22 protein-coding genes and 1 pseudogene are annotated in these 26,102 nt (G+C 61.0%); 8 read left to right on the plus strand and 15 right to left on the minus strand.

Annotation, left to right across the window (positions count from 1 at the left end):
• Positions 1-96 precede the first annotated feature (96 nt).
• The 6 genes from ACK9YZ_RS18360 to ACK9YZ_RS18385 all read right to left on the minus strand — a co-directional run bounded on the left by ACK9YZ_RS18360 (position 97) and on the right by ACK9YZ_RS18385 (position 6,114).
• The gene (locus tag ACK9YZ_RS18360; protein WP_216756005.1) at positions 97-1,095 is read right to left on the minus strand and encodes an ABC transporter ATP-binding protein; all 999 of its coding nucleotides are present in this window, start codon (positions 1,093-1,095) and stop codon (positions 97-99) included.
• Between the two features lie 18 nt (positions 1,096-1,113).
• A complete protein-coding gene (locus tag ACK9YZ_RS18365) occupies positions 1,114-1,944 on the minus strand; it encodes a carbohydrate ABC transporter permease (RefSeq protein WP_216756006.1) in 831 nt (276 codons plus the stop codon).
• A 1-nt stretch (position 1,945) separates the two neighbouring features.
• Entirely contained in the window at positions 1,946-2,818 is an 873-nt protein-coding gene (locus tag ACK9YZ_RS18370) for a carbohydrate ABC transporter permease (RefSeq protein WP_416064753.1), read from the minus strand.
• Positions 2,819-2,949: 131 nt separating this feature from the next.
• Entirely contained in the window at positions 2,950-4,260 is a 1,311-nt protein-coding gene (locus tag ACK9YZ_RS18375) for an ABC transporter substrate-binding protein (RefSeq protein WP_416064754.1), read from the minus strand.
• A 146-nt stretch (positions 4,261-4,406) separates the two neighbouring features.
• Positions 4,407-5,360, minus strand: coding sequence for a sugar-binding transcriptional regulator (locus ACK9YZ_RS18380; protein ID WP_216756009.1), 954 nt, complete (start codon positions 5,358-5,360; stop codon positions 4,407-4,409).
• A 97-nt stretch (positions 5,361-5,457) separates the two neighbouring features.
• On the minus strand, positions 5,458-6,114 hold the full coding sequence (locus tag ACK9YZ_RS18385) for an exopolysaccharide biosynthesis protein (protein ID WP_216756010.1): 657 nt from the start codon (positions 6,112-6,114) through the stop codon (positions 5,458-5,460).
• Between the two features lie 183 nt (positions 6,115-6,297).
• On the opposite strand from ACK9YZ_RS18385, the gene ACK9YZ_RS18390 reads away from it, so the two are divergent.
• The gene (locus ACK9YZ_RS18390) at positions 6,298-7,209 is read left to right on the plus strand and encodes an ROK family protein (RefSeq protein ID WP_216756011.1); all 912 of its coding nucleotides are present in this window, start codon (positions 6,298-6,300) and stop codon (positions 7,207-7,209) included.
• 59 nt (positions 7,210-7,268) lie between these two features.
• On the opposite strand, the gene ACK9YZ_RS18395 is transcribed toward ACK9YZ_RS18390, so the two are convergent.
• From ACK9YZ_RS18395 to ACK9YZ_RS18415, 5 genes are all read right to left on the minus strand, one after another.
• On the minus strand, positions 7,269-9,182 hold the full coding sequence (locus ACK9YZ_RS18395) for a beta-N-acetylhexosaminidase (RefSeq protein WP_416066769.1): 1,914 nt from the start codon (positions 9,180-9,182) through the stop codon (positions 7,269-7,271).
• 219 nt (positions 9,183-9,401) lie between these two features.
• Entirely contained in the window at positions 9,402-12,548 is a 3,147-nt protein-coding gene (locus ACK9YZ_RS18400) for an efflux RND transporter permease subunit (protein WP_416064755.1), read from the minus strand.
• 25 nt (positions 12,549-12,573) lie between these two features.
• A complete protein-coding gene (locus ACK9YZ_RS18405; protein WP_216756013.1) occupies positions 12,574-13,713 on the minus strand; it encodes an efflux RND transporter periplasmic adaptor subunit in 1,140 nt (379 codons plus the stop codon).
• Between the two features lie 50 nt (positions 13,714-13,763).
• A complete protein-coding gene (locus ACK9YZ_RS18410) occupies positions 13,764-14,372 on the minus strand; it encodes a TetR family transcriptional regulator (RefSeq protein WP_416064756.1) in 609 nt (202 codons plus the stop codon).
• Positions 14,373-14,523: 151 nt separating this feature from the next.
• Positions 14,524-14,955 carry an OsmC family protein gene (locus ACK9YZ_RS18415; RefSeq protein ID WP_184399174.1) on the minus strand — a complete coding sequence of 144 codons (432 nt, stop codon included), beginning with the start codon at positions 14,953-14,955 and terminating at the stop codon, positions 14,524-14,526.
• Positions 14,956-15,146: 191 nt separating this feature from the next.
• Between ACK9YZ_RS18415 and ACK9YZ_RS18420 the strand changes: the two genes are divergently transcribed.
• The 4 genes from ACK9YZ_RS18420 to ACK9YZ_RS18435 all read left to right on the plus strand — a co-directional run bounded on the left by ACK9YZ_RS18420 (position 15,147) and on the right by ACK9YZ_RS18435 (position 18,455).
• Positions 15,147-15,887, plus strand: a complete 741-nt coding sequence (locus tag ACK9YZ_RS18420) for a FadR/GntR family transcriptional regulator (protein ID WP_216756015.1) — start codon at positions 15,147-15,149, stop codon at positions 15,885-15,887.
• Positions 15,888-15,958: 71 nt separating this feature from the next.
• Positions 15,959-17,107 carry a galactonate dehydratase gene (gene dgoD / locus ACK9YZ_RS18425; RefSeq protein ID WP_416064757.1) on the plus strand — a complete coding sequence of 383 codons (1,149 nt, stop codon included), beginning with the start codon at positions 15,959-15,961 and terminating at the stop codon, positions 17,105-17,107.
• 94 nt (positions 17,108-17,201) lie between these two features.
• The gene (locus tag ACK9YZ_RS18430) at positions 17,202-17,597 is read left to right on the plus strand and encodes a DoxX family protein (RefSeq protein WP_416064758.1); all 396 of its coding nucleotides are present in this window, start codon (positions 17,202-17,204) and stop codon (positions 17,595-17,597) included.
• 78 nt (positions 17,598-17,675) lie between these two features.
• Entirely contained in the window at positions 17,676-18,455 is a 780-nt protein-coding gene (locus ACK9YZ_RS18435; RefSeq protein WP_416064759.1) for an SDR family oxidoreductase, read from the plus strand.
• A 180-nt stretch (positions 18,456-18,635) separates the two neighbouring features.
• Here the strand turns inward: ACK9YZ_RS18435 and ACK9YZ_RS18440 are convergent, their stop codons facing one another.
• Both ACK9YZ_RS18440 and ACK9YZ_RS18445 read right to left on the minus strand, forming a co-directional pair.
• Positions 18,636-19,853, minus strand: a complete 1,218-nt coding sequence (locus ACK9YZ_RS18440; RefSeq protein WP_216756019.1) for an adenylate/guanylate cyclase domain-containing protein — start codon at positions 19,851-19,853, stop codon at positions 18,636-18,638.
• Between the two features lie 71 nt (positions 19,854-19,924).
• Positions 19,925-20,946, minus strand: a pseudogene (locus tag ACK9YZ_RS18445) (LacI family DNA-binding transcriptional regulator).
• Positions 20,947-21,052: 106 nt separating this feature from the next.
• Here ACK9YZ_RS18445 and ACK9YZ_RS18450 point away from each other — a divergent pair.
• The 3 genes from ACK9YZ_RS18450 to ACK9YZ_RS18460 all read left to right on the plus strand — a co-directional run bounded on the left by ACK9YZ_RS18450 (position 21,053) and on the right by ACK9YZ_RS18460 (position 24,163).
• Entirely contained in the window at positions 21,053-22,240 is a 1,188-nt protein-coding gene (locus ACK9YZ_RS18450; protein ID WP_416064760.1) for a phytanoyl-CoA dioxygenase family protein, read from the plus strand.
• Between the two features lie 83 nt (positions 22,241-22,323).
• Positions 22,324-23,145, plus strand: a complete 822-nt coding sequence (locus ACK9YZ_RS18455) for an SDR family oxidoreductase (protein WP_416064761.1) — start codon at positions 22,324-22,326, stop codon at positions 23,143-23,145.
• Positions 23,146-23,251: 106 nt separating this feature from the next.
• Entirely contained in the window at positions 23,252-24,163 is a 912-nt protein-coding gene (locus ACK9YZ_RS18460) for an SMP-30/gluconolactonase/LRE family protein (RefSeq protein WP_416064762.1), read from the plus strand.
• Positions 24,164-24,245: 82 nt separating this feature from the next.
• Here the strand turns inward: ACK9YZ_RS18460 and ACK9YZ_RS18465 are convergent, their stop codons facing one another.
• Positions 24,246-24,995 carry a ThuA domain-containing protein gene (locus ACK9YZ_RS18465; protein ID WP_416064763.1) on the minus strand — a complete coding sequence of 250 codons (750 nt, stop codon included), beginning with the start codon at positions 24,993-24,995 and terminating at the stop codon, positions 24,246-24,248.
• Positions 24,996-25,011: 16 nt separating this feature from the next.
• Positions 25,012-26,094, minus strand: coding sequence for an ABC transporter ATP-binding protein (locus tag ACK9YZ_RS18470; protein ID WP_416064764.1), 1,083 nt, complete (start codon positions 26,092-26,094; stop codon positions 25,012-25,014).
• Positions 26,095-26,102 lie beyond the last annotated feature (8 nt).

Below are 26,102 nucleotides of genomic sequence, written 5' to 3' on the forward strand. Positions count from 1 at the left end.
CCTCTTGAACGTCTTGCGAAAAGGCTCTCGGCCCCTCCGGTAGCGCGGGCCGGACGATTGCCCGGTCCGCATGTCTGCCCCCAGCCGGCGGCCTCCTCAGATCGCGAGGCCGCTCTCGTTGAATTTATGAATGCGCGTCTTGTCCGGCGTCAGGTAAACGACGTCGCCGGCCTTGGAAGCAAAATCGCCATTGCTGCGTGCCGTCACCATGCCGATGCCGTCGACATCAGCATGCAGGAAGGTGTCGGAGCCGAGATGCTCGGCGACAGTGACCTTGCCCTTCCAGTCGCCGCTTTCAGTCGAGAGCAGGACATGCTCGGGACGGATGCCGATCGTATGCGCATTGAGCTGCGCGGCATTCTGCCCGTTGATGAAGTTCATGCGCGGCGAGCCGATGAAGCCTGCCACGAAGAGGTTCCGCGGACTGCGGTAGAGCTCCAGCGGCGAACCGACCTGCTCGATATTGCCCCTGTTCAGCACCACGATCTTATCGGCCATAGTCATGGCTTCCACCTGGTCGTGGGTCACGTAGATCATCGTCGTCTTCAGCTGCTGATGCAGCTCGCTGATCTCGATGCGCATGTTGACACGCAGCGCCGCATCGAGGTTCGACAGCGGTTCATCGAAGAGGAAAGCCGAAGGCTGTCGCACGATGGCGCGGCCGATCGCGACGCGCTGGCGCTGGCCGCCCGAGAGCTGGCGCGGCTTGCGGTCCAGATAGTCGCCGAGGTTCAGCACGCGCGCCGCATCGTTCACCTTGCGGTCGATCTCTGCCCTGTCCATGCCTGCCATCTTCAACGGGAAGGCGATGTTGTTGCGTACGCTCATATGCGGATAGAGCGCATAGGACTGGAACACCATCGCCAGACCCCGCTCGGACGGGGCCCTCTCGGTCGCGTCCTTGCCGTCGATGACGATCTTGCCGCCGGAGACATCCTCAAGGCCGGCGATCAGGCGCAGCAGGGTGGACTTGCCGCAGCCGGACGGGCCGACGAAGACGACGAACTCGCCGTCCCGGATATCGAGATCGATCGAAGGGATGACCTTGGCTTCGCCGAAGACCTTCGAAACTTTTTGAAGGGTAATGCTGCCCATGTTTCTCTCCCTATGATCTTATTTCACCGCGCCGAAGGTCAGGCCGCGGACAAGTTGTTTCTGGCTGAACCAGCCGAGGATGAGGATCGGCGCGATCGCCATGGTCGAAGCCGCCGAAAGCTTGGCGTAGAACAGGCCTTCCGGGCTCGAATAGGAGGCGATGAAGGCCGTCAGCGGCGCTGCCTTGGAGGCCGTCAGGTTCAGCGTCCAGAAAGCTTCGTTCCAGGCGAGGATGATGTTGAGCAGCAGCGTCGAGGCAATGCCCGGCACCGCCATCGGCGTCAGCACGTAGATGATTTCCTTGGCGAGCGAGGCGCCGTCCATGCGGGCGGCTTCCAGGATCTCGCCCGGGATCTCCTTGAAATAGGTGTAGAGCATCCAGACGATGATTGGCAGGTTGATCAGTGTCAGCACGATCACCAGACCGGTGCGTGTATCGAGCAGGCCCGAATTGCGAAACATCAGGTAGATCGGGATGAGCGCGCCGACCGGCGGCATCATCTTCGTCGACAGCATCCACATCAGCACATCTTTGGTCCGCTTGGTCGGCGCGAAGGCCATGGCCCAGGCGGCGGGAATTGCGATGATGAGGCCCATTAGCGTCGAGCCGAAGGAGATCACCACGGAATTCATGAAGTGGCCGAGATAGTTGGAGCGGCTCTGCACCTCCGCGTAGTTCTCCGTCGTCCAGTGGAAGAACAGGAACTGCGGCGGCGAGGCGATCGCATCCGCCTCCGACTTGAAGCTCGTCAGGAACGTCCAGAGGATTGGGAAGAAGATCAGGATGGCAAGCGTCCAGGCGATCGCGGTCATGATGACTTTACGTTGGGTAGTAGCCTTTCTAGCCATCTCAAGCCTCCAGATTCTTGCCGACGAGGCGCACGAGGAAGATCGCAACGATATTGGCAAGCACGACCGCCACGATACCGCCCGCCGAAGCCCCCCCGATATCGAACTGCAGCAGTGCCTGTACATAGACGAGATAGGTAAGGTTCGTGCTCTGCGTGCCCGGGCCGCCATTGGTGGTGACGAGGATTTCGGCAAAGACCGACAGCAGGAAGATCGTCTGGATGAGGATAACCACGGTGATGGCGCGGGCCATGTGCGGCAGGATAATATAGATGAATTTTGAGATCGGGCCGGCGCCATCCATTTCGGCGGCTTCCTTCTGCTCTTCGTCAAGCGACTGAAGCGCGGTAAGCAGGATCAGCGTGGCGAAGGGAAGCCACTGCCAGGCGACGATCAGAATGATCGAGAACAGCGGGACGCTTGCCAGCCAGTCGATCGGCTGCAGGCCGACAGCCTTTGCCATATAGGCGAAGAGGCCGTTGACCGGATTCATGAACATATTCTTCCAGACAAGCGCTGCCACCGTCGGCATGACGAAGAAAGGCGCGATGACCAGGATGCGCACGATCCCCTGACCGTAAATGTCCTGGTCAAGCAGCAGCGCAAAGAGGATACCGCCGACGACGGTGATCAGAAGCACACCGGCAACCAGCACCAGCGTATTGATGAGCGCCGCGAAGAAGGCCGGATCCGTGAGGAAGTACTGGTAGTTTAAGAGACCGACGAAATTCTCCATGCCTGGGTTGAGCAGATTGTAGTTCAGCAGGGAGAAATAAATCGTCATCGCCAGCGGGACGATCATCCACGCGAAGAGCAGCACCACGGAAGGTGCTATCATCAGGCGTGCTGCGGAGCGAGTGTGGAACGTTGCCATAGCAATCACCGGTCTGATCTGAAGCGGAAACGGCTGCGAAACAGCTTTAAAAAAGCGGCCGCCGATGCAATTCGGGCAATCGGCGGCCCAGAGGTGCGGAATGTCAAGCATTCCGTACGTCTCAGGAGGTTTTACTTGATGTAACCCGCCTTGGTCATTTCGCGGGTGGTCAGCTGCTGCGCGCTCTGCAGGGCCTGGTCGACCGAGATCTGGCCGGCAAGAGCTGCGGAGAACTGCTGGCCGACAGCCGTGCCGATGCCCTGGAATTCCGGGATCGCCACGAACTGGACGCCGACATAGGGAACCGGCTTGACAGTCGGCTTGGTCGGGTCGGCGGAGTTGATGCTGTCGAGCGTCATCTTCGCAAACGGAGCGGCCTTCTGGTAGTCGGCATTCGCATAGAGCGAAGTGCGGGTGCCGGGAGGTGCGTTCAGCCAGCCTTCCTTTTCGGCGACGAGATTGGTGTAATCCTTGCTCGTTGCCCAGGCGATGAACTTCTCGGCTGCTTCAGACTTCTGAGAGCCTGCCGGAATGGCGAGGTTCCAGGCCCAGAGCCAGTTGCCGCGCTTTCCGAGGCCCTTATCAGGAGCCAGTGCGAAGCCGACCTTGTCGGCCACGGTGGATTCCTTCGGATTGCTGACGAAGGAAGCAGCAACCGTTGCGTCGATCCACATGCCGCACTTGCCGGTCTGGAAGAGCGCCAGGTTTTCGTTGAAGCCGTTGGAAGAAGCACCGGGAGGGCCGGCTTCCTTCATCAGGTTGACGTAGAAGGTCAGCGTGTCCTTCCACTCGGGCTGATCGAACTGCGGCTTCCACTGCTCATCGAACCAGCGGGCGCCGAAAGAGTTCGACATAGCCGTCAGGAAGGCCATGTTTTCGCCCCAGCCAGCCTTGCCGCGCAGGCAGATGCCGTAGATTTCCTTGTCCTTGTTGGTAATCTTCTTCGCAGCGTCTGCGATGAAATCCCAGGTCGGCGCGTCGGGCATCTTCAGGCCGGCAGCGTCGAACAGGTCCTTGCGGTACATGACCATGGAGCTTTCGCCGTAGAACGGAGCTGCATAGAGCTTGCCGTCCTGGCTGATGCCGCTGCGGATAGCCGGCAGCAGGTCATTCACGTCGTAGCTGTCGCCGAGGCTGTCGAGCGGCAGGAGCCAGCCCTGCTTCGCCCAGATCGGAACTTCATAAGTGCCGATCGTCAGCACGTCATACTGGCCGCCCTTGGTCGCGATGTCGGTCGTAACCTTCTGGCGCAGTACGTTTTCTTCGAGGGTTACCCATTCAAGGTCGATGCCGGGATTTTTCGCCTTGAAGTCATCCGTCAGCTTCTGCATCCGGATCATGTCGCCGTTGTTCACGGTCGCGATTGTCAGCGTCTCGGCCGAAGCCATGCCGGCAAACGCCATTGCCGAGCAGGCGCCCAGCAGGAAAGTTCTCAATGTCATATCTTCCTCCCAGAAGATGAGTAGTGAGCATTCGCTTTGCTCATGGGCAATTACTCATCAGCGGAGAAAATTTGTCAATTGGCAATCGTTGTTGCAATGCCGAACAATCGATCTATGATATTGATTCACAATGGCAATATTTTTGCTCAGCTATTGAGCAAAAACTCAGCCGTCTCTTCGTCAGTGATCAAACCGTTCACCTGATGGCCGCTGATGGCAGCCCTGATCGCCTTGAACTTGCGCTTGCCCTTGGCAATCCCGATGACGACAGACGAATCGCGCGGCGGGATCGGAGCCGATGCGACACGCTCGTTGATCGGGTTGTCGAGCAGTTTGCCGTCGGCGTCGAAGATCCAGCCGCAAATCTCGCCTGCTGCGCCGCCGCGCATCAGTTCCATCATCTCGTCCTTCTCGAGGAAACCGTCGACGCAGAGCGGGCCGTCGATCCCGAGCTCGCCGATACCGACGAACGTCACATCTGCCTGTGCGCTGATCGCCAGCGTCGAGCGCACGAGCTGCTGGCCATGCAGAAGCTCGCGCTCCTCCGCCGAGGTGACGAGAACCGGCAGCGGCATCGGATAGTGCCGCGCCTTCACGGCATCGGCCATGCTGAAGATGACGTTGTAATAGGCAGCCGAACCGTCCGGCGCGATATTGCCGGTCAGCGAGACGATGCGGTGATTGGGACATTCGATCGCCGGCAACTGGTCGACGGCCGCCTTCAGCGTTCGCCCGGTGCCGACAGCGAGCACGATCGGATCGGGGCGTTTCAACCAGCGCTCGATTTCGGAAGCTGCCGCCTCCGCAATGCCGACCGTCGTCGAGGAAGAACCCGGATCGCTCGGAACGACCTCGACGTGCTTAAGACCGAATTTCTTGCGCAGCTGATTGCCGAGTTCGAGGCATGCGGCAATCGGATGGTCGAGCCGTACCTTGATCAGCCGCTCGGCCACGGCGAGCGAGACGAGCCGCTGTGCCGACTGGCGCGAAATGCCCATGGCCGACGCGATTTCGTCCTGCGTGCGGCCGGCAACATAATAGAGCCAACCGGCGCGCGCCGCGTCATCCAGCCGTCCGGAAGTCTCCGATCTCTTTACCATCTATCGCCGCCATTGATTTCTTTGAGTCTGTCTGGCGTCAGATCAAACCAAAAATCGGGCAAATGTCGAGGGCGTTGAAAAAGTGAGCAGCCAGTTCTTATCCGAACCACTGCATGACGATGTAGATGGCAGCCTTGACGAGACCGTAGATCACCCCACCGGCAACAGCGACGGAAACCGCCGTCATGATGAAGCCGAGAAGTGAAAACAGCCCGTCCCGGCCGAGAATTGCGAAGGCAAAGACAGAAATCGCAATCGCCGGCAGGATATTGCCGAGCGGCACCGGCAGCACGAGAACGATCGCTAGCACCAAGCAGCAGAAGCCCGCCAGATATTCCGCAGCCGGCTCTACGAAAATGCTGAGCCGCGGCTGCAGCATGCGCTCCGCCCAGGCGAGCCAGGGATGGATGCGCCCGACGATCGTCTCGAAATCCTCCCGTCGCATGGAGCGTGCCGCAATCGCCCTCGGCAACCACGGCTTCAAGCCGAAGGTGAGCTGTGCAGCGAGGAATACCAAGGGAGCGCCGAGCAGCGAGGAGGTGCCGGGCGGCGTTGGAAAAGCGTTCGGCAATGCGAAGATCAGCATCAATGCGCCGGTCGCCCGATCGCCCATCGTCTGGAACAGGTCTCCGATCGAAACCCGTTCGCGGCTTCGATCCGCCGCCATCTGACGTAGAATGGAGGAAAGCCGCCGGCCCTTTGGCCGCGGCCTGCGAGTGGTCGTTCTATTGGCTTCGGTATTTTCGATTGTCATGAATCCGGCATCGGCAGGTGAATAATGAAAAGCTTGCCCGTGCAATATGCCATTAACATGACCCTGACGGATGAAAATTTCGGCGCGTGCCTGCCAGTAACTTAGTTCATTTATCGAATAATCCTTGTAATTCCCCGCCAGGAGTGCGAGCAGACGCCGACACAGACAATCGGCAGGCATCAGATGATCATTTCATTCGATATCGGAGGCTCCGCCATCAAGGGCGGGATTGCACGTTCGGAATCCGACATCGTGCCACTTGGCCGCCGCCCGACCCCGAAGAACGATTTCCCGGCTTTCGTCAAAACGCTGAAGAGCTTTATCACCGAGGCCGGCGAACAACCCTCCCGCATTGCGCTCTCGATTGCCGGCGTCGTCGACCCGGACACGCAGCGCCTGATCGTCGCCAACATACCCTGCATCCACGACCGCAACCTCGCTGCCGATCTTGAGGCCGCGCTCGGCCTGCCGGTGCTGATCGCCAATGATGCCGATTGCTTCGCCATGGCGGAAGCCGAGCTCGGTGCCGGTCGCGGTCACCGCATCGTCTTCGGCGCCATCCTCGGCACCGGCGTCGGCGGCGGCGTCGTCTCCGATGGCCGCCTCATTAATGAGTCGGGTGGCTTTGCGGGAGAATGGGGCCACGGCCCGATCATCGCGTCGCAGGCCGGCACCCCGCCGGTCGCTATCCCCGCCTATGCCTGCGGCTGCGGCCAGAAAGGCTGCGTCGATACGGTCGGCGGCGCACGCGGCCTGGAACGCCTGCACAAGACGCTGCACGATCTCGACCTCTCCAGCGAAGAAATCATCATCGACTGGCGCAACGGCGAGGAAAAGGCGAACCGCACCATCGACGTCTATGTCGATCTCGTCGCTTCGCCGCTGGCGCTCGCTATCAACATAACGGGCGCAACCATCGTGCCCGTCGGCGGCGGCCTCTCGAATGTCGAACCGCTACTCGCCGAACTCGATCAGGCAGTGCGCGCCCGCATCCTGCGGAAATTCGACCGGCCGCTGGTGGTGCGCAGTGAATGCCGCATCGAACCGGGTCTGATCGGCGCAGCGCTTCTGGGCCTGAAGGCCGAAGCTGCCTAAAGCAATTCCAGCAGAAGTGTGCAGCGGTTTTTGCGTCCGGAATTGCGTAAAACGAAACCTTAGAGAGTCGGCCACATCCTGACGATCGCGGCGAAGCGCAGCCAGTCCTTTCGCAGCGTCGGGGTCCAGGCAGCCTCCGCAACAGCCGACAGCCGCGGGAAGACCAGCCGGTTGAAATAGGCCCTCGAGACGAAATTCTCGCCCCAGATGCAGGCTTGGATGCCACGCATCCGCTCTCTCATCTCCCCCGGAAATTCGCCTTCAGCCTCGTAGGCATAGGTCTTTTCCGGTGGTGTGAAACCAGCCCAGCTCGCACCCGGCTCTCCCCAGCCTTCCGCCTGGGCCATGTCGAGATAATAGGCCTGCCCCGGCGTCATGACGATATCATAGCCCTCGCCCGCCAGCTCGATGCCGACCTCCGGCTTCTCCCAGGCCATCAGCAGCGTGCCGTCGCGATCGACACCGCCGCCATGCGAGACCTCGTTCCAGCCGGCAAGCTTCTTGCCGCGCTCAGCCAGCATGGCCTTGATCCGCCGCATGAAATGCGACTGGAGTTCGGCCGTACCGGCAAGCTTCTCCTTCTCCATCAGCGCCTTGCAGGCCGGTGAGGCGAGCCAGGAACCATGCGGCACCTCATCTCCGCCGATATGGAGATAGTCGAAGGGAAAGAGTGCTGCTACCTCGTCGAACACCTTGCCTAGGAATTCATAGGTGAACTCAATCGCCGGATTGAGCGCATTATTCGGATAGCCCTGCACAGAGCGATAGCTGTCCGGCGCCTCCTGCCCATCGATAAGCTTTGGCAGAGAAAGGAGAGCGGCTGCGCTGTGCCCGGGAACATCGATCTCGGGCACGACATCGACATGAAGTGCAGCGGCGTGAGCGACGATCCTGCGCGCGTCGTCCTGTGTGTAATATCCCGATCGCGGCTCGGCCCCGTCACCGAGCTGCGGCACGAGAACCTCATCCGGCCCACGCTTTGCGCCGATCTCCGTCAGTTCCGGATAGGCCTTGATCTCCAGTCGCCAGGCCTCATCGTCGGTCAGATGCCAATGGAAAATGTTGAGCTTGTTCCAGGCAAGGATATCGATCAGCCGCTCGATATCCTCGACCGGATAGAACTGCCTGCTAACATCGAGATGACAGCCGCGCCACTCGTAACGAGGCTGGTCGGCAATATCGCCGAAGACGGGAAACTGGAAGATCTCGGCATCCCGGCGCGCACCGTGCAGCAATTGAGCGAGGCTGATAAGCCCGTAGAACCGCCCCACCGCATCATCGGTGGCGAGAATGATTTCCTGTGCCGTGAAGCGTAGTTCATAGGCGGCCGGCATGATCGAGGATTCCGTCTCGAAGCGGACCGGCCGCCCACCCTGGACCGGCTGCAGCGTGAAAGTCACGTTGTCGGCGGGAAAGAGCCGTTGGCAGAGTGCCAGCACCTTCGCCACAGCCTTGATATCTTCGGCGCGCGAGCCGGCCGCCGGATAAAGCGCGACGGGCGGCACGTCGTTCGGCCGCATTGATAGGGAGAGCGGCCAGGGCAGCAGCGAAAACGGCTCCGTCACCTCGCCTCTCGGCAGCAGCTCCGGCAATTCGCCGCGCTCTGCGCCATCAAGCATCAGATCGCCGAAGCTGACGGGGACATGCCGGCCATCGGCAAGCGTAAGATAGGCGGATTTGATGCCCGCCGTGACGTGCTTCGGGCCATTCGCCAGCCCCTCTACGGTAAACTGCCAACTGTCGCCAGGCTTGAGCATGAGCCCGTCAGGTGGAGAATACTCATGAAAATTTGCAACGCGCCGCTTGAGCACGGCACCTTCCACGGCATGTTCGTCCGCCACGCGGGTGAGCGAAGTATAGGCGAGCGTAAAACCGGAGAGCGGTTCGTCAGAAAGGTTGAAGAGCGTGAAAGTGAAGCGGCCGAAACTTCCTTCGACCGGGCTCCAGCTTGCTTCTAAATGGTAATCGGCCACAGTCATATCCTCCCTCCGGCGAATATAGGGCGATCTTTACTCCCGTTTAGCGCCCCGTCTCCTCGACGGCAGCATCCTGGGCGCCGATGGCGTGCGCGGCGACCGCATGCTCTGGCAGTCGCTCTACTACCGCCACAGGCACGAAGGCCCGAAACAAAAGATGAGTGAGACAAAGGACGAGTGAAACAAAAATGGCGCGGCCACGACCGCGCCATTGTCTCATTCGGCTGCCAATGCCGGCGGATGATGGATGTCCCCATCCGCCTCTTCCTGGTTGGCATTGGCATGTTCGTCATTCCTGGCCTTCGGCTCGCGGCCGAAGAACAGGGCATAGCCGGCCGGCAGTACGAGAATGGTCAGCACGGTGGCAACCAGGATGCCGCCCATCATGGCGTAGGCGAGCGGACCCCAGAAGACGCCGCGCGAGATCGGGATCAGCGCCAGCACGGCTGTCAGCGCCGTCAGCATGATCGGCCGGAAGCGGCGGACGGCAGCACCGACGATCGCCTCCTGCCTGTGCATGCCCGCCTTGATATCCTGATCGATCTGGTCGACCAGAATGATCGAGTTGCGGATGATGATGCCGAGCAGCGCGATGACGCCGAGGATCGCCACGAAGCCGAATGGCGCACCGCTGATCAACAGGGCCGAGGCGGCACCGATGATGCCGAGAGGGCCGGTTGCGAAGACCAGCATCGCCTTGCCGAAATGCTGCAGCTGCGCCATCAACAGGATCATGATGACGACCAGCATGATCGGTGCCTTGGCAGCGATCGAAGCCTGACTTTCGGCCGAATCCTCGGCGCCGCCCTGGATCTCGATCTTGTAGCCTGCGGGTAGGCTGTCGCGCAGGTCCTTCATGTCGTTGTACAACTTGGTCACGACGTCATTCGACTGAACATTATCAGGCAGTGTCGCACGCACTGATATTGTCGGCAGGCGGTTGCGCCGCCATTCGACACCTTGTTCCATTGATGGCACGACCTTGGCGATCTGCGAGACCGGAACGAAGCCGCCGAAATCCGTCGGTACATAGACCGAGTTGACGGCTGAGAGCAGCGAACGGTTGGCATCCGGCTCACGGGCAACGATCGAGACCGTCTCCTCGCCGTCGCGGAAGTCGTCGAGCGGTGCGCCGGACATGGCAGTCTGCAGCATCTGGCGGACGCGTTGCGAGGTGACGCCAAGCGCACGGGCACGGTCCTGATCGATGACCAGCTTCATGGCCGGCACCGGCTCCAGCCAGTCGTCATGGATGGCACCGAGCATCGGATCCATCGTGAAGCGCTCCTTCACCTGATCGGCGATCTCACGCACTTCCGCACGGTCCGGACCCATCACACGCATCTGCACCGGCCAGCCCGTCGGCGGGCCGAGGAAGAGACGGTCGACCTTGCCGCGGATGGACGGGAAGTCTTCCGCCAGGACCGTCCTGAGCTTGGTAATGAGGCGTTCACGGGCTGGCTCATCATTGGCCACGATCAGGAGCTGCGCATAGTTCGGATTGCGAAGCTGCTGGTCGAGCGGCAGGAAGAAGCGCGGCGCGCCTTCGCCGATATAGGTGGCGATGAACTTCTTGTCCGGGTCGTCCATCATCTTGGCTTCCAGCGCCTTTGCCTGGACTTCCACTTCCTTGATGCTGGTGCCCTCTGGCAGCCAGAGATCGACGAGGATTTCCGGACGCGATGACTGCGGGAAGAAGTTCTGCGGAATGAACTGGAAGCTCCAGAGGCTGGCAACGAAGGTGGCGAGCGTCAGCGCGACCACGATGACGCGATGGCGCACCGCCCAGCCGACCGTATGGCGCAGGCCGCGATAGAAGCGCGTGTCGAACACGTCATGATGCTCGCCCGCATGGTGACGCTGCTTCAGGATCATATAGCCGAGCCACGGCGTGAAATAGACCGCCACGAACCATGAGGTCACAAGGGCGATACCGACCACATAGAAGAGCGAGCGCACATATTCGCCGGCCGTCGATGCCGCAAAGCCGACGGGAATGAAGCCGGCCGTAGTGATCAGCGTACCCGTCAGCATCGGGAAGGCGGTCGAGGAATAGGCGAAACTCGCCGCATCGATCTTGACGAGACCTTCCTCGAGCTTTCGCTCCATCATTTCGACGACGATCATCGCATCGTCGACGAGCAGGCCGAGCGCGATGATGAGCGCGCCGAGCGAAATGCGCTGCAGGTCGATACCGAGCTCGTACATGATGGCGAAAGTCGCGGCCAGAACGAGCGGAATGGCGATGGCGATGACAAGACCCGAACGCCAGCCGATCGACAGGAACGAGACGACGAGCACGATGGCAAGGGCTTCGCCGAGCGCATGCATGAACTCGCTGACCGCATCCGTCACGACGTCGGGCTGGTTGGAGATCTGGTCGACGGCGACGCCATAGGGCAGCGAGTCCTCGAAGCGCTTGTAGGTCGCCTCCACATCCTTGCCGACATCGGTGACCTTAAAACCCTTGGCCATGACGACGCCGACCTGCACGCTCTCGTGACCGTTATAGCGGTACTTGCGCTGATAGGGATCCTCGAGGCCGGAGGTGACGGTGGCGATATCGCCGAGGCGCGTCACCTGATTGCCGGAACGCAGACGCAGTTCGCGGATATCCTCCACCTTGTGAACATTGCCTTCGACCGAAATGCGCACCGAGCGCAGGCCGGTATCGACGTTGCCGGCCGGATCGACGGCGTTCTGGCCCTTGATGGCGTTCTGCAGGTCAGGGATCGTCAGTCCGCGCTCGGCGAGCGCTTTGGAGGAGACGTCGATATAGATCTTTTCCGGCTGATCGCCGATGATGACCGCCTTCTCGACGCCTGGCGTCGTCAGCAGCATGTCGCGCGCCTGGATCGCGAACGTCTTCAACTCCGGATAGGAATAACCGTCGCCGCCGATCGAATGCAGCGTGATGAACGTATCGCCGAATTCATCGTTGAAATAGGGACCGAGCAGGCCCTGCGGCAGGTCGCCGTTGATGTCGCCGACCTTCTTGCGCACCTGATAGAAGGCGTCCGCGACCTGAGCTGAATCCGTGTCACCCTTCACCTGCACGGTGATGATCGTGCTGCCGGCACGTGTGTAGGACTTTACCCAGTCGAGATGCGGAGTTTCCTGCAGTTTGCGTTCGATCTTGTTGGTGACCTGGTCTTCCATGTCCTGAAGCGAGGCGCCAGGCCAGAGCGCCTGTACCACCATGACGCGGAAGGTGAAATCAGGGTCTTCCTTCTGGCCCATGCGTGTCAGGCCGAGCACGCCCGTAATCAGGATCAGCCCGAACAGGAACCGCGCGATGCTCGGATGGCCGATCGCCCAGCGCGAAAGGTTGAAGGGGCGCTTTTCAGTGGTGGTAGTGTCCATGATCCTGTTCCCTCTCCCTGACTGTTCAGCGGACGGCTGCGTCCGTTTCGGCGGCCGCCGATTGCTGGTCGGGAAGCTTGACCTTCAGGTTTTCGCTCATGAATTGTGTGCCGGCTGCCACGACGAGATCGCCGCTGTCGAGCCCCTTTGCGACACGAACGCCATCGCCGGTGAAATCCGCAATCTCGACGCCACGGACATGGACGGTTTCCGTTCCACGGTCGACGGTCCACACGACCTGCTTGCCATCCTTCTGTGCCAGTGCGCTGAGCGGGATGGAAACATAGGTGTCGGCATTGCTGACATCGGCTTCGATCGTCGCCGTCATCCCGAGCAGCACGCGCGGATCGTTCGGCAGGCTGACACGCACGGCGAAGGTGCGCGACTGCTGGTCGGCGCTGCCCGCGACCTCACGAACGGTACCATCAAGCACCAGCTTGTCATCGGACCAGAAGCTCGCCTTGACGGTCTTGCCCGGCTTGAACTGCGCGATATCGTTTTCCGGCACCGCGATCTGAACTTCCTTCTCACCATCGACGGCAACGGCAACCACCGGCGTGCCGGACCCTACGACCTGTCCGACATCGGCATTGATGGTGGTCACGATACCGCTGTGGTCGGCCTTGAGTTCCGTATAGCTTACCTGGTTCTTGGCCTGATCGAGCGCGGAAGCTGCGGCATCCCGGCTCGAAATCGCCTGGTCATGGCTGAGCGAAGCCTGCTCGACCTGGGATTTCGGCGCAACATTCTTGTCGAAGAGCTGCTCTGCGCGGCGGTTGGCGATATCGGCCGTCTCGACGGCCTTCTCGGCGGCGGCGAGATTGGCGTCGGCAGTCTTCACCGCAAGCTGGTAATCAGTCGAATCGATCCGTGCGAGAACGTCACCCGGCTTCACCTGCTCGCCGATATCAACGAGGCGCTCGGTGATCTTGCCGCCGACGCGGAAGCCGAGGTTCATTTCCGTGCGCGCCCTCACCGATCCGGAATAATCGAGCGTGCGGGTATCACCGGCCTTGGCGACCTCGACCACTTTTACCGGCCGGATGACCTCCTTGACCTCTGCCTTTTCTTCCGTGCAGCCGGCAATGCCGAGCCCGACCGCACCAAGGAGCGTGAGGCTCATGACGGACGGCATGCGGTTGCTGAAGGTCTTGAGCGAAAACATCTTTCGCACTCCTGATTATCTAGGGTTTTCTCGGGCGACCTTGGCCGCGCTTATTTTCTAAGTGCCTTGATCGCAAATTCGATCAGTTCGTCCACGGTCGCCCGGTTTGTCTTGGCAAGACATTGGGCCACCATCTGCGGGTGGCAGAGATTGATGGTCGCCGCGCCAAAGCAGCGGGAGGCGACCTCGGGATCCTGGTCAGCGAATTCACCGGCAGCGATGCCTTCGCGGATGACATCGGCAAGCAATGCGTGAATGGAATCGATGTGCCTCTCGATGACGTGCCAGTCGCGTTCGATTGCGACGACCACCATCTCATGCACCTTCTGCTGATCGAGCATGGTGTCGAGCGTCAGCTGGTACTGGCTGCGCACATATTGGCGTAGCCGGTCCGAAGCGCTGATCTTCTGATGGCAGATGTTGGATGCAAGCTGATAGGCGGCTGCCAGCATCCGGCCGCAGATCGCCTGGTGGATTTCAACCTTGGAGGCGAAGAAGCGGTAGATATTGGCAGGCGACATGCCGAGATCGCGGGCGACATCCGCAACCGTCGTCTTGGAATAGCCGTAGTGGCGAAAGAGCCGCTCCGCCGCATCGAGAATGCGGGTGATATTTTCCTGCCGCGTGACGTCCAGCGTATTTTCCGCGATGTCATTCATGGGTTTCAGGCCTGATATTTTACGACTGACGAAATTCGAATTTCGTCAGTCGTAAAATATCATCTTTCATTTGTCAATGATTTCGCGATGCAAATAAAAATGCCGCAGCCCGGAAAGACTGCGGCATCGAAATAAAAACAAGCTTGAAGGATCAGGCGAGCTTGACGTCGAGCGTGATCGGAACGGCAGAAAGCGCCTTGGAAACCGGGCAGCCGGCCTTGGCCTTGCCGGCAAGTTCCTCGAACTTTGCCTGGTCGGCGCCAGGAATGCTGCCTGTCAGCGACAGGTGGATGGCAGTGATGGCAAAGCCGCCCTCGACGCTTTCAAGCGTTACCTTGGCGGAGGTTTCCATGTGATCGGCCTTGAGGCCGGCTTCGCCGAGGATCAGCGACAGCGCCATAGTGAAGCAGCCTGCATGGGCAGCGCCGATAAGCTCTTCCGGGTTGGTGCCGGGAATGCCTTCGAAGCGGCTTGCGAAGCCGTATGGGTAATTGTTCAGCGCACCGCTCTGGGTCGAGATCTGACCCTTGCCGTCCTTGAGACCGCCCGACCACTGGGCTGAACCTGTGCGATTGATCTGCATGCCGTCCTCCTGTTTCGATTGATTTTCGAAGCGCAGCAACGCTCCACCGCGAAGAGCGTTCTGCCCTTCCGACCGGCAATATAGTCCTCTATCCGCCGAAGACGACATCAGATTGAATTCCAATCATCATACAAGAAGATTGCTTGTGTATGATGATTGCTTTAAAAGACTTGGCCACGAGGAATCTTCCGATGCAGCCCGCAGTAAGACGCGATGAAAAAACTGCGGCGCCCGAGCGCCGGCCGCGCGTCCGCCGTAACGTCACGGCGGCGATTGCCGAGGATATCTGCGCCAACCGGTACCCCGTCGGTACGCTGCTGCCGCGGGAAAACGATCTCTGCGACCTCCATGGCGTCAGCCGCACCGTCATACGAGAATCCCTGAAAGTCCTGGAATCCAAGGGGCTCGTACGCGGCAAGCCACGCATCGGCACCACCGTCTGTGACAAGGACGAATGGAACATCCTCGATCAGGATGTGCTGGAGTGGATGGGGCCGCATCTCGGCGACTTCGACCTGCTGGCGAGTATCCTGGAGGCCCGCCGCACGATCGAGCCGGCAGCGGCCGAATATGCCGCGAGCCGCGCGACCGCCCAGGAGATCGCCGATCTGGAGGAAGCCTGGCAGCGCATGCAATCGGCGAGCGACGATCCCGAAGCCTTCACCGAGGCGGACCTCCTCTTTCATACGGTGCTTTTCAAGGCGAGCCACAATCAGGTCTTTCGCCGCCTCTCCAGCGCCATCCACGCCGCACTGAAATTCGCGCTTCACGCGTCGAACCTCGCCATGCCGGATCACCGGGAAGCGATCGCCTTGCATGGCAAGGTCGTGGAGGCTCTGCGCCTGCGAGACGCTGCAGAGGCGCACGATTGCGTCAACCGAATTCTCGACCTCGCCAAACGCGACCTCACCGCCGCCGGCCGGACGAAATAAACGACCTCTGAGCAATATCGGCGGCTTCGTTCGCCGATGGGAACACCAAGCGAAACGAAAGCACGATTTCCATGAAGATCACCAAACTGACCACCTATATCGTCCCGCCGCGCTGGCTGTTTCTGAAGATCGAAACCGATGAAGGCATCGTCGGTTGGGGTGAACCGGTCGTCGAAGGTCGCGCGCTGACCGTCGAGGCCGCCGTTCACGAACTCGCCGACTATCTTGTCGGCAAGGATCCTTTCCTCATCGAAGACCACTGGACCGTCATGTATCGCGGCGGCTTCTACCGCGGCGGCGCCATCCACATGTCGGCGATCTCGGGCATCGACCAGGCGCTTTGGGACATCAAGGGCAAGGCGCTCGGCCAGCCGATCCATTCCCTGCTCGGCGGCCAGGTGCGCGACCGCATTAAGGTCTATTCCTGGATCGGCGGCGACCGCCCCTCCGACGTCGCCCGCAATGCCAAGGACGTCGTCGCCCGCGGCTTCAAAGCCATCAAGCTCAACGGCTGCGAAGAGATGCAGATCGTCGACACCAACGAGAAGATCGACAAGGCGGTCGAGACCATCGCGACCATCCGCGAGGCGATTGGCCCGCATATCGGCATCGGCGTCGATTTCCACGGCCGCGTCCACAAGCCCATGGCTAAGGTTCTCGCCAAGGAGCTCGAGCCCTACAAGCTGATGTTCATCGAAGAGCCGGTCTTGTCCGAGCATCGCGAAACTCTGAAGGAAATCGCCAACCATTGCTCGACGCCGATCGCGCTCGGCGAACGCCTCTATTCCCGCTGGGACTTCAAGTCGGTCCTGTCGGACGGCTATGTCGATATCATTCAGCCGGATCTGTCCCACGCCGGCGGCATCACCGAATGCCGCAAGATCACCGCCATGGCCGAAGCCTATGACGTGGCGCTCGCGCCGCATTGTCCGCTCGGTCCGATCGCGCTTGCCGCCTGCCTGCAGCTCGACGCCGTCTCCTACAATGCCTTCATCCAGGAGCAGAGCCTCGGTATCCATTACAACAAGGGCAACGACATTCTGGATTACATCTCCAACAAGGAAGTCTTCCAGTATGCCGACGGTTTCGTCTCCATTCCCCAAGGCCCCGGCCTCGGCGTCGAAGTGGACGAGGCCTATGTCATCGAGCGCGCCAAGGAAGGCCACCGCTGGCGCAACCCGATCTGGCGCCACGAAGACGGCAGCTTTGCCGAATGGTAAGCGAGAGGGCCGTGACGCGGCCCTTTTTCATGTCCCCTGTCGGATAACGGGCAGCTTGTCCGTCATAGTGAAAACTCAAAGGGGAGATTTTACCATGGCCAGAGCAATAGCGATCCTTATCGCCCGCATCATCTTCAGCTTCATCTTCTTCATGGCCGCCGGCTTCAAATTCGCCGATATCGGCGCGACGGCGGCCTATATCACCGCGGCCGGCTTTCCGGCGGCGGCATTCCTTGCCTGGGTCGCAGCCTTCTTCGAGATCGCGCTGGCGCTCGCCTTCATCACCGGCGCCTTCTTCAGCGAGGCCAGCTTGCTTGCCGGCATTTACGTGATCTTCCTCGCCTTCTCCTTCCATGGCCCGTCTCACTGGCAGCAGAACCAGGCTGAGTTCGGCTTCTTCGTCGATCACTTCACCTTCCTTGCCGGCCTGCTCTTCGCCGCCGTTCACGGACCGGAAAAATGGGCGCTTCGCCATAGCCTCCTGAAATAGTCCTCAACGCCACACGCTCCGGAACCAAGAGCCGCCCCGATCATTGCCTTTACCGGCAACCGCAAAGAGGAGCGGCTCATGGAGTTGCAGGGAAAGATCGCATTGGTGACCGGCGCGGGCTCGGGCATCGGCAAGGCAACCGCATTGAAGCTCGCCGCCGAAGGCGCAAAGGTTGCGGTGCTGAGCCGCACCGAGAGCGAGGTGCACCAGACCTGCCAGGAGATTATTGCCGCCGGCGGCCAGTCGATCGAACTGACCGCCGATACCAGCGACGAAGCGCAGATGCGGACTGCCATCGAGAAAATGACCGAGACTTTCGGGGGCATCGACATCGTCGTCGCCAATGCCGGCATCAACGGCGTCTGGGCACCGATCGACGACCTCAAGCCCGACGAGTGGGATCAGACCATGGCCGTCAACCTGCGCGGCACTTATCTGACCCTGCATCTCACGGTGCCCTACCTGAAGATGAATGGCGGCTCGATCGTCGTGGTCTCCTCGATCAACGGCACGCGTACTTTCACCACACCCGGCGCCACGGCCTATACAGCCACCAAGGCCGGCCAGGTCGCCATGGTGCAACAACTGGCGCTGGAACTCGGCAAACACGGCATCCGCGTCAACGCCGTCTGCCCCGGCGCGATCGAAACCAACATTTCCGCCAACACCACCACGCGTCACCGCGAGGAAACCGAGGTGCCCGTCATCTGGCCGGAGGGCGAAATTCCGATCACCGGCGGCAGGGCGGGATCAAGCGATGATGTCGCCGAGACGATCCTCTTCCTCGCCTCCAAGCGCGCCCGGCATATTACCGGCACGCCCGTCTGGATCGACGGCGGACAGGGATTGCTGCGTTAGAGCAGTCGCAGCCGACAGGATGAGCGTCCCTGTGCATAGTCTGCAGGGGCCGCATAGGCATTTTTGGTCGTATGTGGAAAAATGTCAGTCTCTTGTCTGACATTTTCTAGAAAGCGTAGGAAACTGCCCATGCACCCTCCGCACCCTATGCAGGCTCCGAACACGGATGGATCTTGTTGATCAGCCGTTCAGCCGCGCGCTTTCCAGCGTGTAAAGCAATTGCGGGCGTTTGACCCCACGCAGAGCATAGCGGCCGATACAGGCGAGGACGTTCCGCTCTGCCTCGGGGATCGCCGCTTCGAAATCCGACGACATCAGCACGTTGAGATCGACCGAACGGCAGATCGAGGCAATGCGGCTGACCTCGTTGACCGCCGGCCCGATGACCGTGAAGTCCAGACGATCCTGGCTGCCGATATTACCGTAGAAGACATCGCCGATATGCAGGCCGATATAGACATCCGTCGTCGGCTGCCGGTTCACTTCGCGCGCAGCGTTGAGTGCTGCAAGCTTCTGCCGGAGCAGGCGCTCTGCCCTCAGCGCCGCAGAACAGCTTTCCGCCGGCTCCTCGCCCTTGAAGATCGCAAGAACCCCGTCGCCGATCAGCTTCAGAACATTGCCGCCGGCCTCATGAATCGCTGTTATCACCGCCTCGCTATATTCGTTGAGCAGCGGAATGATCTCTTCCGGCGGAGAATTGTCCGAGATCTTCGTGTAGTTCAAGAGGTCGGAGAACCAGAGCGCTGCCGAAATGCGCTCGGTCTTGCCGCGCGAGATCTTGCCGTCCATCACCTGGCGCGCCGCATCCTCGCCGAGATAGACCTCGGCGATCGTGCGGGCGATACGGGCGAGCGCCACGCATTTGATTGCGAGCCCCAGCACCGGCACCAGTTTGCGCAGGATCGCAAGATCCTGATCGGAAAAGCCTTCCGGATGTTTGGTCGAGAAATGCGAGAAGAAGCAATCCATCTCGCCGATCGTGCCGGCCTCGGCAAAGCGATGCGCCATGGCGACGTAATCGGTATGACCGAGCTTATAGATCTGATCCAGCATGATGAAATCGGTCGGATCGCCGAAGCCGATCCTGCGCCGCACCTCTCGATCTCCGCTGGTCCAGAGATGGTAGAAGGCCGACCGACGCCAGGTGTCCAGCCCCTGGCCCTCGCTCGAAGGGCCATATTCGAATTCGCCTTCGAAATCCTCAACACTATCCCAGCGAAAGGCGCGGCCTTCATGCACGGGGTGAAGCGTGTCCATCAGCGCCATGGCGCGATCGAGCCGCATGCCGGCATTGCGGCAGGCTTCGCAGAAGCCGGCAAGCAGCTCCGCTTCGGTCGCACCGTTCAGGCCCTGTTCCGTCACCCATGCTGCGATTGTGCCGACGTCGCTGTGGTCCATGCGCTCTCCTCGCTATTCGCAAGCTGTAACGTGAATCTGCCGCAGATGGAAAGACAATCAACCCGAACAGCCTATTGGCTCGTCGGCATATTGTAAGGCGTAACGATTTCGACGGCCGAAAATGACGCCGGCGCCGTCCGGATGGCAGGCGTCGCGCGGGCCATCATCGCACGAAAGGCGGAACGCGCATCGGTTCTGAGATCGTTATGCAGCACGAAATCGATCCGCCGTTCAGCCAGCAAGGCGCGGTTGTCGGCATCGAGATCATGTGCCACGAAAACCGAGATAGGCCGGCCTGCGGCCTCGAAAGCCGCAAGCACCGCGCGGTTGCCGCCGCCGACCGAATAGACGGCATTGATATCGGGATCATCGGCGAGGGCTGCCGCAACGAGCGTACCTGTCGGGGCATCGGTGCCGTGCCCTTCGCTGACTTCGATAATGCCGATCGAAGGATAACGCGCCCGGATCACCCGGCGAAATCCGATCTCGCGCTCCTCCTCGCCACAGAACCGGCCGCTTGAGAGCGTCACCAGCACCTTGCCGCCGGAGGCGCCGAGCAGCCGGCCAATGAGATAGGCGGCCGTCTCGCCCGCTGCCCGGTTGTCGGCGCCGGCATAGGCTGATCGCGCCGAATTCGGCAGGTCCGTCACGAGCGTGACGACGGGAATACCAGCCGCATCGAGCCGCGCAACGGCGGCAACGACCTCAGGCACATCAGGCGCCTTCAGCACGATGCCATGCGTGCCGCGCAGCGGATACGGTCGAGAAGCTGCACCAACTCCGCCGCCCGCATCACCTCGGCGAAATGAAAGCGGCAGCGGAAGACGGTCGGCAGGAAGGTCGCAACCTCCGCTTCAAAGGCCGTGCGCACCGCAGTGCTGAACCGCTCCGGCGTCTCCATGACGATTTCGATCGCAAGCTTGCGGCCGGCCACATCGGCTCCCGTTTGCTTTTCGAGTTCGGCCATTGCCGCCCTCACCCGCATCTCCGTCTGCCGCCGCACACCGGGCCTGCCGTTCAGCACCCGGTCGACAGTTGCGGTGCTGAGGCCTGCCTGAAAAGCGATGTCCTTGACGAGAAAGGGATGAGCCACAGCGATCTCCACTCTTGGAACTCTGATGGATTTTTGATGGATTCCTGATCTACATCAGGATCGCCGGCGGCGTATATTCCCTTCATCGGACATGGAGGAGCACCCGATGAAATCAGACAACCAGCAGAAACTGCGTACCGACCGCGTCTGGCTCACCGAAGACGCCTGCGATCTCAGCGATTTCCGCGCGCTCGCCGAAAAGACAACCGTCCTCGCCGACTATCCAACGGCTTCTGCCGTCGAGAAGAACGTGTTGATCTACGACAGCCGCAAGGTGATCGAGGCAGCCTCGACGCCGGAAGGCCGTCGCGCCGTTCTCGCCGAGATCTCGGAAGCCTTGGGCATCGGCCCCGGCGTCGTCGTCTTCAAGCGCGCCTATGAAGATACCGGCATCATCGACCGGGCGAGCACGATCTTCGAAGAGATCATTGAGGAGCAGCACCGCACGTCCACTGGCGGCGGCGACCATTTTGCCAAGCCGGGCGCCAATGACCGCATCTGGAATTCGCTGGAAAAACACTGTCTGGCAGACCCTGAAAATTTCGCCCGCTATTACGGCAACGCCGTCGTGGCGCTGGCAAGCGAGGCATGGCTCGGCCCGTATTATCAGATGACGGCGCAGGTCAACCGGGTGAACCCCGGCGGTGCGGCGCAATCCGCCCACCGCGACTACCACCTCGGCTTCCAGTCCTCCAAAGTGATCGAGCAGTTCCCGGCCCATGTGCATCGCCTCTCGCCGGTGCTGACGCTGCAGGGCGCGGTTGCCCATTGCGACATGCCGCTCGAAAGCGGCCCGACGCTTTTCCTGCCGCACAGCCAGACCTTCGAGCCGGGCTATCTCGCTCTCAAGCGCCAGGAATTCAAGGATTATTTCGAGCAGAACCATATCCAGCTACCGCTGGAAAAGGGCGATGTCGTCTTCTTCAACCCCGCCCTCTTCCACGCTGCCGGCACCAACCGCTCGAAGGACATCAAACGCATGGCGAACCTGCTTCAGGTCTCCTCGGCTTTCGGCCGGGCCATGGAAACCGTCAATCGCGAACGCATGGGCGCAAAACTCTTCCCCGCCCTGAAGGCGCTGAAGAGCAGGCTTTCGGCCGACGAGATCACCAATGCCGTCGCATGCTGCGCGGAAGGCTATTCCTTCCCGACCAATCTCGACCGCGACCCGCCGCTCGGCGGCCTCGCGCCGAAGACACAGGCACAACTGATGCACGAGGCGCTGGAGGAAGGCTGGAGCGACGAGACATTCACCAAAGCCCTCGCCGACCACGCGGCCAAGAAGCAGAGCTGACATCGCGCCTAACGCTATAATCATCCCAGAGCCTCTCGCTTCCGGCGAGGGGCCATTTGCATATCATCAGGAGGAGAAGACATATGAGCACGGATTACGCCCGCCTCGACGGCAAGATCGCCATCGTCACCGGCGGCACACAGGGCCTCGGGGCCACCATCGCCCGCCTCTTTGCCGAACGCGGCGCCACGGGCATCGTCATCTGCGGCCGCAACGAGACCAAGGGAAAGGCGAAGGCCGAGGAGATATCGGCAAAGACCGGCGCGAAAGTGGTTTACGTCAAGGCCGATCTCGGCAAGGTCGAGGATGGGCAGAATGTCGTCCATGTCTGCGACCAGACCTTCGGCCGCGTCGATGCTCTCGTCAATGCTGCCGCCATCACCGATCGGGGCACAATCCTCGACACCAGCCCGGAACTCTTCGATGCCATGTTCGCCGTCAACGTCCGCGCGCCTTTCTTCCTCATGCAGGAAACCGTGAAGGTCATGCGACGTGAGAAGATCGAAGGTACGATCGTCAATATCGGCTCCATGTCCGCCAAAGCAGGCCAGCCTTTCATCGCCGCCTATTGCGCCTCTAAAGGCGCGCTGGAGACGCTGACTAAGAACACCGCCTACGCGCTCTTGCGCAACCGCATCCGCGTCAACGGCCTCAATATCGGCTGGATGGCCTCGGAGGGCGAAGACCGCATTCAGAAGGAATTTCACAAGGCCTCGGATGACTGGCTCGCTAAGGCCGCCGCCAGCCAGCCCTTCGGCCGGCTGGTCGATCCGGAAGAAGTTGCCCGCGCCTGCGCCTATCTCTCGTCAGCCGAATCCGGCCTGATGACCGGCTCCGTCATCTGCTTCGACCAATCGATCTGGGGCGCTTATGACGGCTCGCCCCATCCGGTGTCGGCACTCTGACGTGCCATTCGAGGTTCCAGAGCCCGACGCTTTCCGTCTTCGGGCTCTGGCAGATTCGTCCGTTTGCCGCTACGAAGAAACAAGAGCGATCTGGGAGGAATCGGGCATGGCTGGAAGCGAGCTTTATGACATCAAAGACGAGCGTTTTCGCGCGCTGATCGCCGGCAGTGCCGTGCTGGAAGAGCTTTACACGGGCTGCCGTTGGGCCGAAGGTCCTGTCTGGTTCTCGGATCTGAATTGCTTGCTCTGGAGCGACATTCCGAACGAACGCCTGATGCGTTGGGTGCCGGATGGAACAGTCTCCGTCTTCCGCTCGCCGTCCAACTACGTCAACGGCAATACCCGTGATCGGCAGGGTCGCCTGGTTTCCTGCGAGCATGGAGGCCGCCGTGTGACTCGCACCGAGTCGGACGGCCGCATCACCGTGCTTGCCGACAGTTACAACGGCAAGCGGCTGAACTCCCCGAACGACGTCGTGGTCAAGTCCGACGGCTCGATCTGGTTCACGGATCCAAGCTACGGCATCATGTCCGACTACGAAGGCCACAAGTCGCCGGAAGAGCAGGAAAGCCGAAACGTCTATCGCATCGATGCCGCGACTGGCGACATCGAAGCCGTCGTGACCGACTTCATCCAGCCGAATGGGCTGGCCTTCTCACCGGACGAACGCCAGCTCTTCATCGCCGATTCCGGTTCCGCCAATCATGACGTACCGCGCCATATCCGCGTCTTCGATGTCGTGGATGGACGCAAACTCGCAAACAGCCGCTACTTCTGCTCGATCGACAGCGGCATACCGGATGGTTTCCGCTTCGATGTCTCCGGCAATCTCTGGACGAGTGCGGCCGACGGCGTGCACTGCTTCGCGCCCGACGGAACGCTGATCGGCAAGATCAAGGTGCCGCAGACCGTCTCCAATGTCACCTTCGGCGGCCCCAAGAGGAACCGCCTCTTCATCACCGCGACACAATCGCTCTATTCGATCTACACGACGACCAACGGCGCGCAGTACCCGTAATCCTATCCCTTGCTGGCCGCGGCTCTGAGCCCCACCCGCGGAGGCCAGAACCTTCATGGCCCCAGCCCCACGGGAGGGATTACTAGGCTTTCACCTTGTCCGGCCGGGCGTGCAGCGGCTCCTTGCGGTGCCAGTTCTCGAGGATGCGGCCATCCGTGTGCTTTTGCTGCGCCCAGCGGATGCCGTTCGAGATGACCCTGTGCACGGTCTTGTCGTGATAGATCGGATAGGTCTCATGGCCGGGGCTGAAGAAGAAGATGCGCCCACGGCCGCGCTGGAAGGTGCAGCCGCTGCGGAATACCTCGCCACCGGAATACCAGGAGATGAACACCAGCTCGTCCGGCTGCGGAATGTCGAAGGGCTCGCCATACATTTCCGAGGCATTGACCTCGAAATAGGGCGGCAGTCCCTCGGCGATCGGATGCGAGGGATTGACCACCCAGACGCGCTCCAGATCGCCTTCAGGCGTCTCGCGCCACGAGAGGTTGGCGTTGGTGCCCATCAGCCGGCGGAAGAGCTTGGAGTGATGGCCGGAATGCAGGACAAGCAGGCCCATGCCCTTCAGCACCCGCTGCTGGACGCGGTCGATCAGCCCGTCGCTGACCTCCTCATGCGCCATATGCCCCCACCAGAGCAGCACGTCGGTATCGTTGAGCACGGAATCCGGCAGGCCTTCATCCGGATCGTCGAGCGTGCCGCGACGGATCTCGAAATCGGGATGGGCGATACCGGCTGCGATCGCGCCGTCGATGCGGTCAGGATAAATATCCTGAACTTCCTTGTGGACCTGCTCGTGGCGTCCTTCGTTCCAGATCGTGACCTTGATTGTCATGCTATTCCTCGATGTTTCAGGCTTGAGCCGAACGGACAAGCCGGCCGGCGGAATCGAACAGATGGCAGGCGGCGCGATCGGCCGTCAGCGAGACGCGATCGCCGGGGCGGATGCTCATGTCGCCTTCCGTGCGCACGACGATCGGCTGCTGCTGCGAGCCAACCGTCAGATAGGTCTCGACGCCGAGCCGCTCGACGATGACGACCTCGGCCGAAAAATCGCCCTGCCCTTGCGGCGCCAGCTTCAGATGTTCCGGCCGGATGCCGAGCTTCGCCTCGCCCTGCGGCACGGAACCGTTTGCATCCGAGAGATCGATCGCAAGACCGAGCGGGCTTTCCAGATGCACCTTACCGGCATCCCGGCGCGTCGCCGTCATCGGCAGCACGTTCATTTTCGGCGAACCGATGAAGGTTGCGACGAACTCGTTTTCCGGCTGGTGATAGAGCTCCATCGGCGCGCCCTGCTGGGCGACGACGCCCTTGTTCAGAACGACGATACGGTCGGCCATCGTCATCGCCTCGACCTGGTCGTGCGTGACATAGACCACCGTCGCCTTCAGCTCGCGATGCAGGCGCTGCAGCTCGGCGCGCATCTGCACGCGCAGCGCCGAATCGAGGTTCGAGAGCGGCTCGTCGAACAGGATCAGCGACGGCTTCTTGATGATCGCACGGCCGATCGCCACGCGCTGGCGCTGGCCGCCGGATAGCGCGCCCGGCTTGCGGCTGAGATAGTCGGTCAGCTGCAGGATCTCGGCGACGCCTTCCACCTGCTTCTTGATTTCGGCTTCCGGCACCTTCTTGAGGCTCAGCGAAAAGCCGATATTCTCCGCGACCGTCATATGCGGATAAAGCGCGTAGGACTGGAACACCATGGCGATGCCGCGCTTGTCCGGCGGCACATCGTTGATGCGCTGGCCGTTCAGCACCAGATCGCCCTCGTCGATGCCTTCAAGGCCGGCAATCATGCGCAAGAGCGTGGACTTGCCGCAGCCGGACGGGCCGACGAAGACGGCAAATTCGCCGTCTTCCACCGTGATGTCGACGCCCTTGATGACTTCGAGCGCGCCGTAGAATTTGCGAACGTTTCTGAGATTGATCATTCGTTTCT

It is taken from the genome of Rhizobium sp. ZK1, from assembly GCF_047782645.1.
In the GTDB taxonomy this organism is placed as follows: domain Bacteria; phylum Pseudomonadota; class Alphaproteobacteria; order Rhizobiales; family Rhizobiaceae; genus Rhizobium.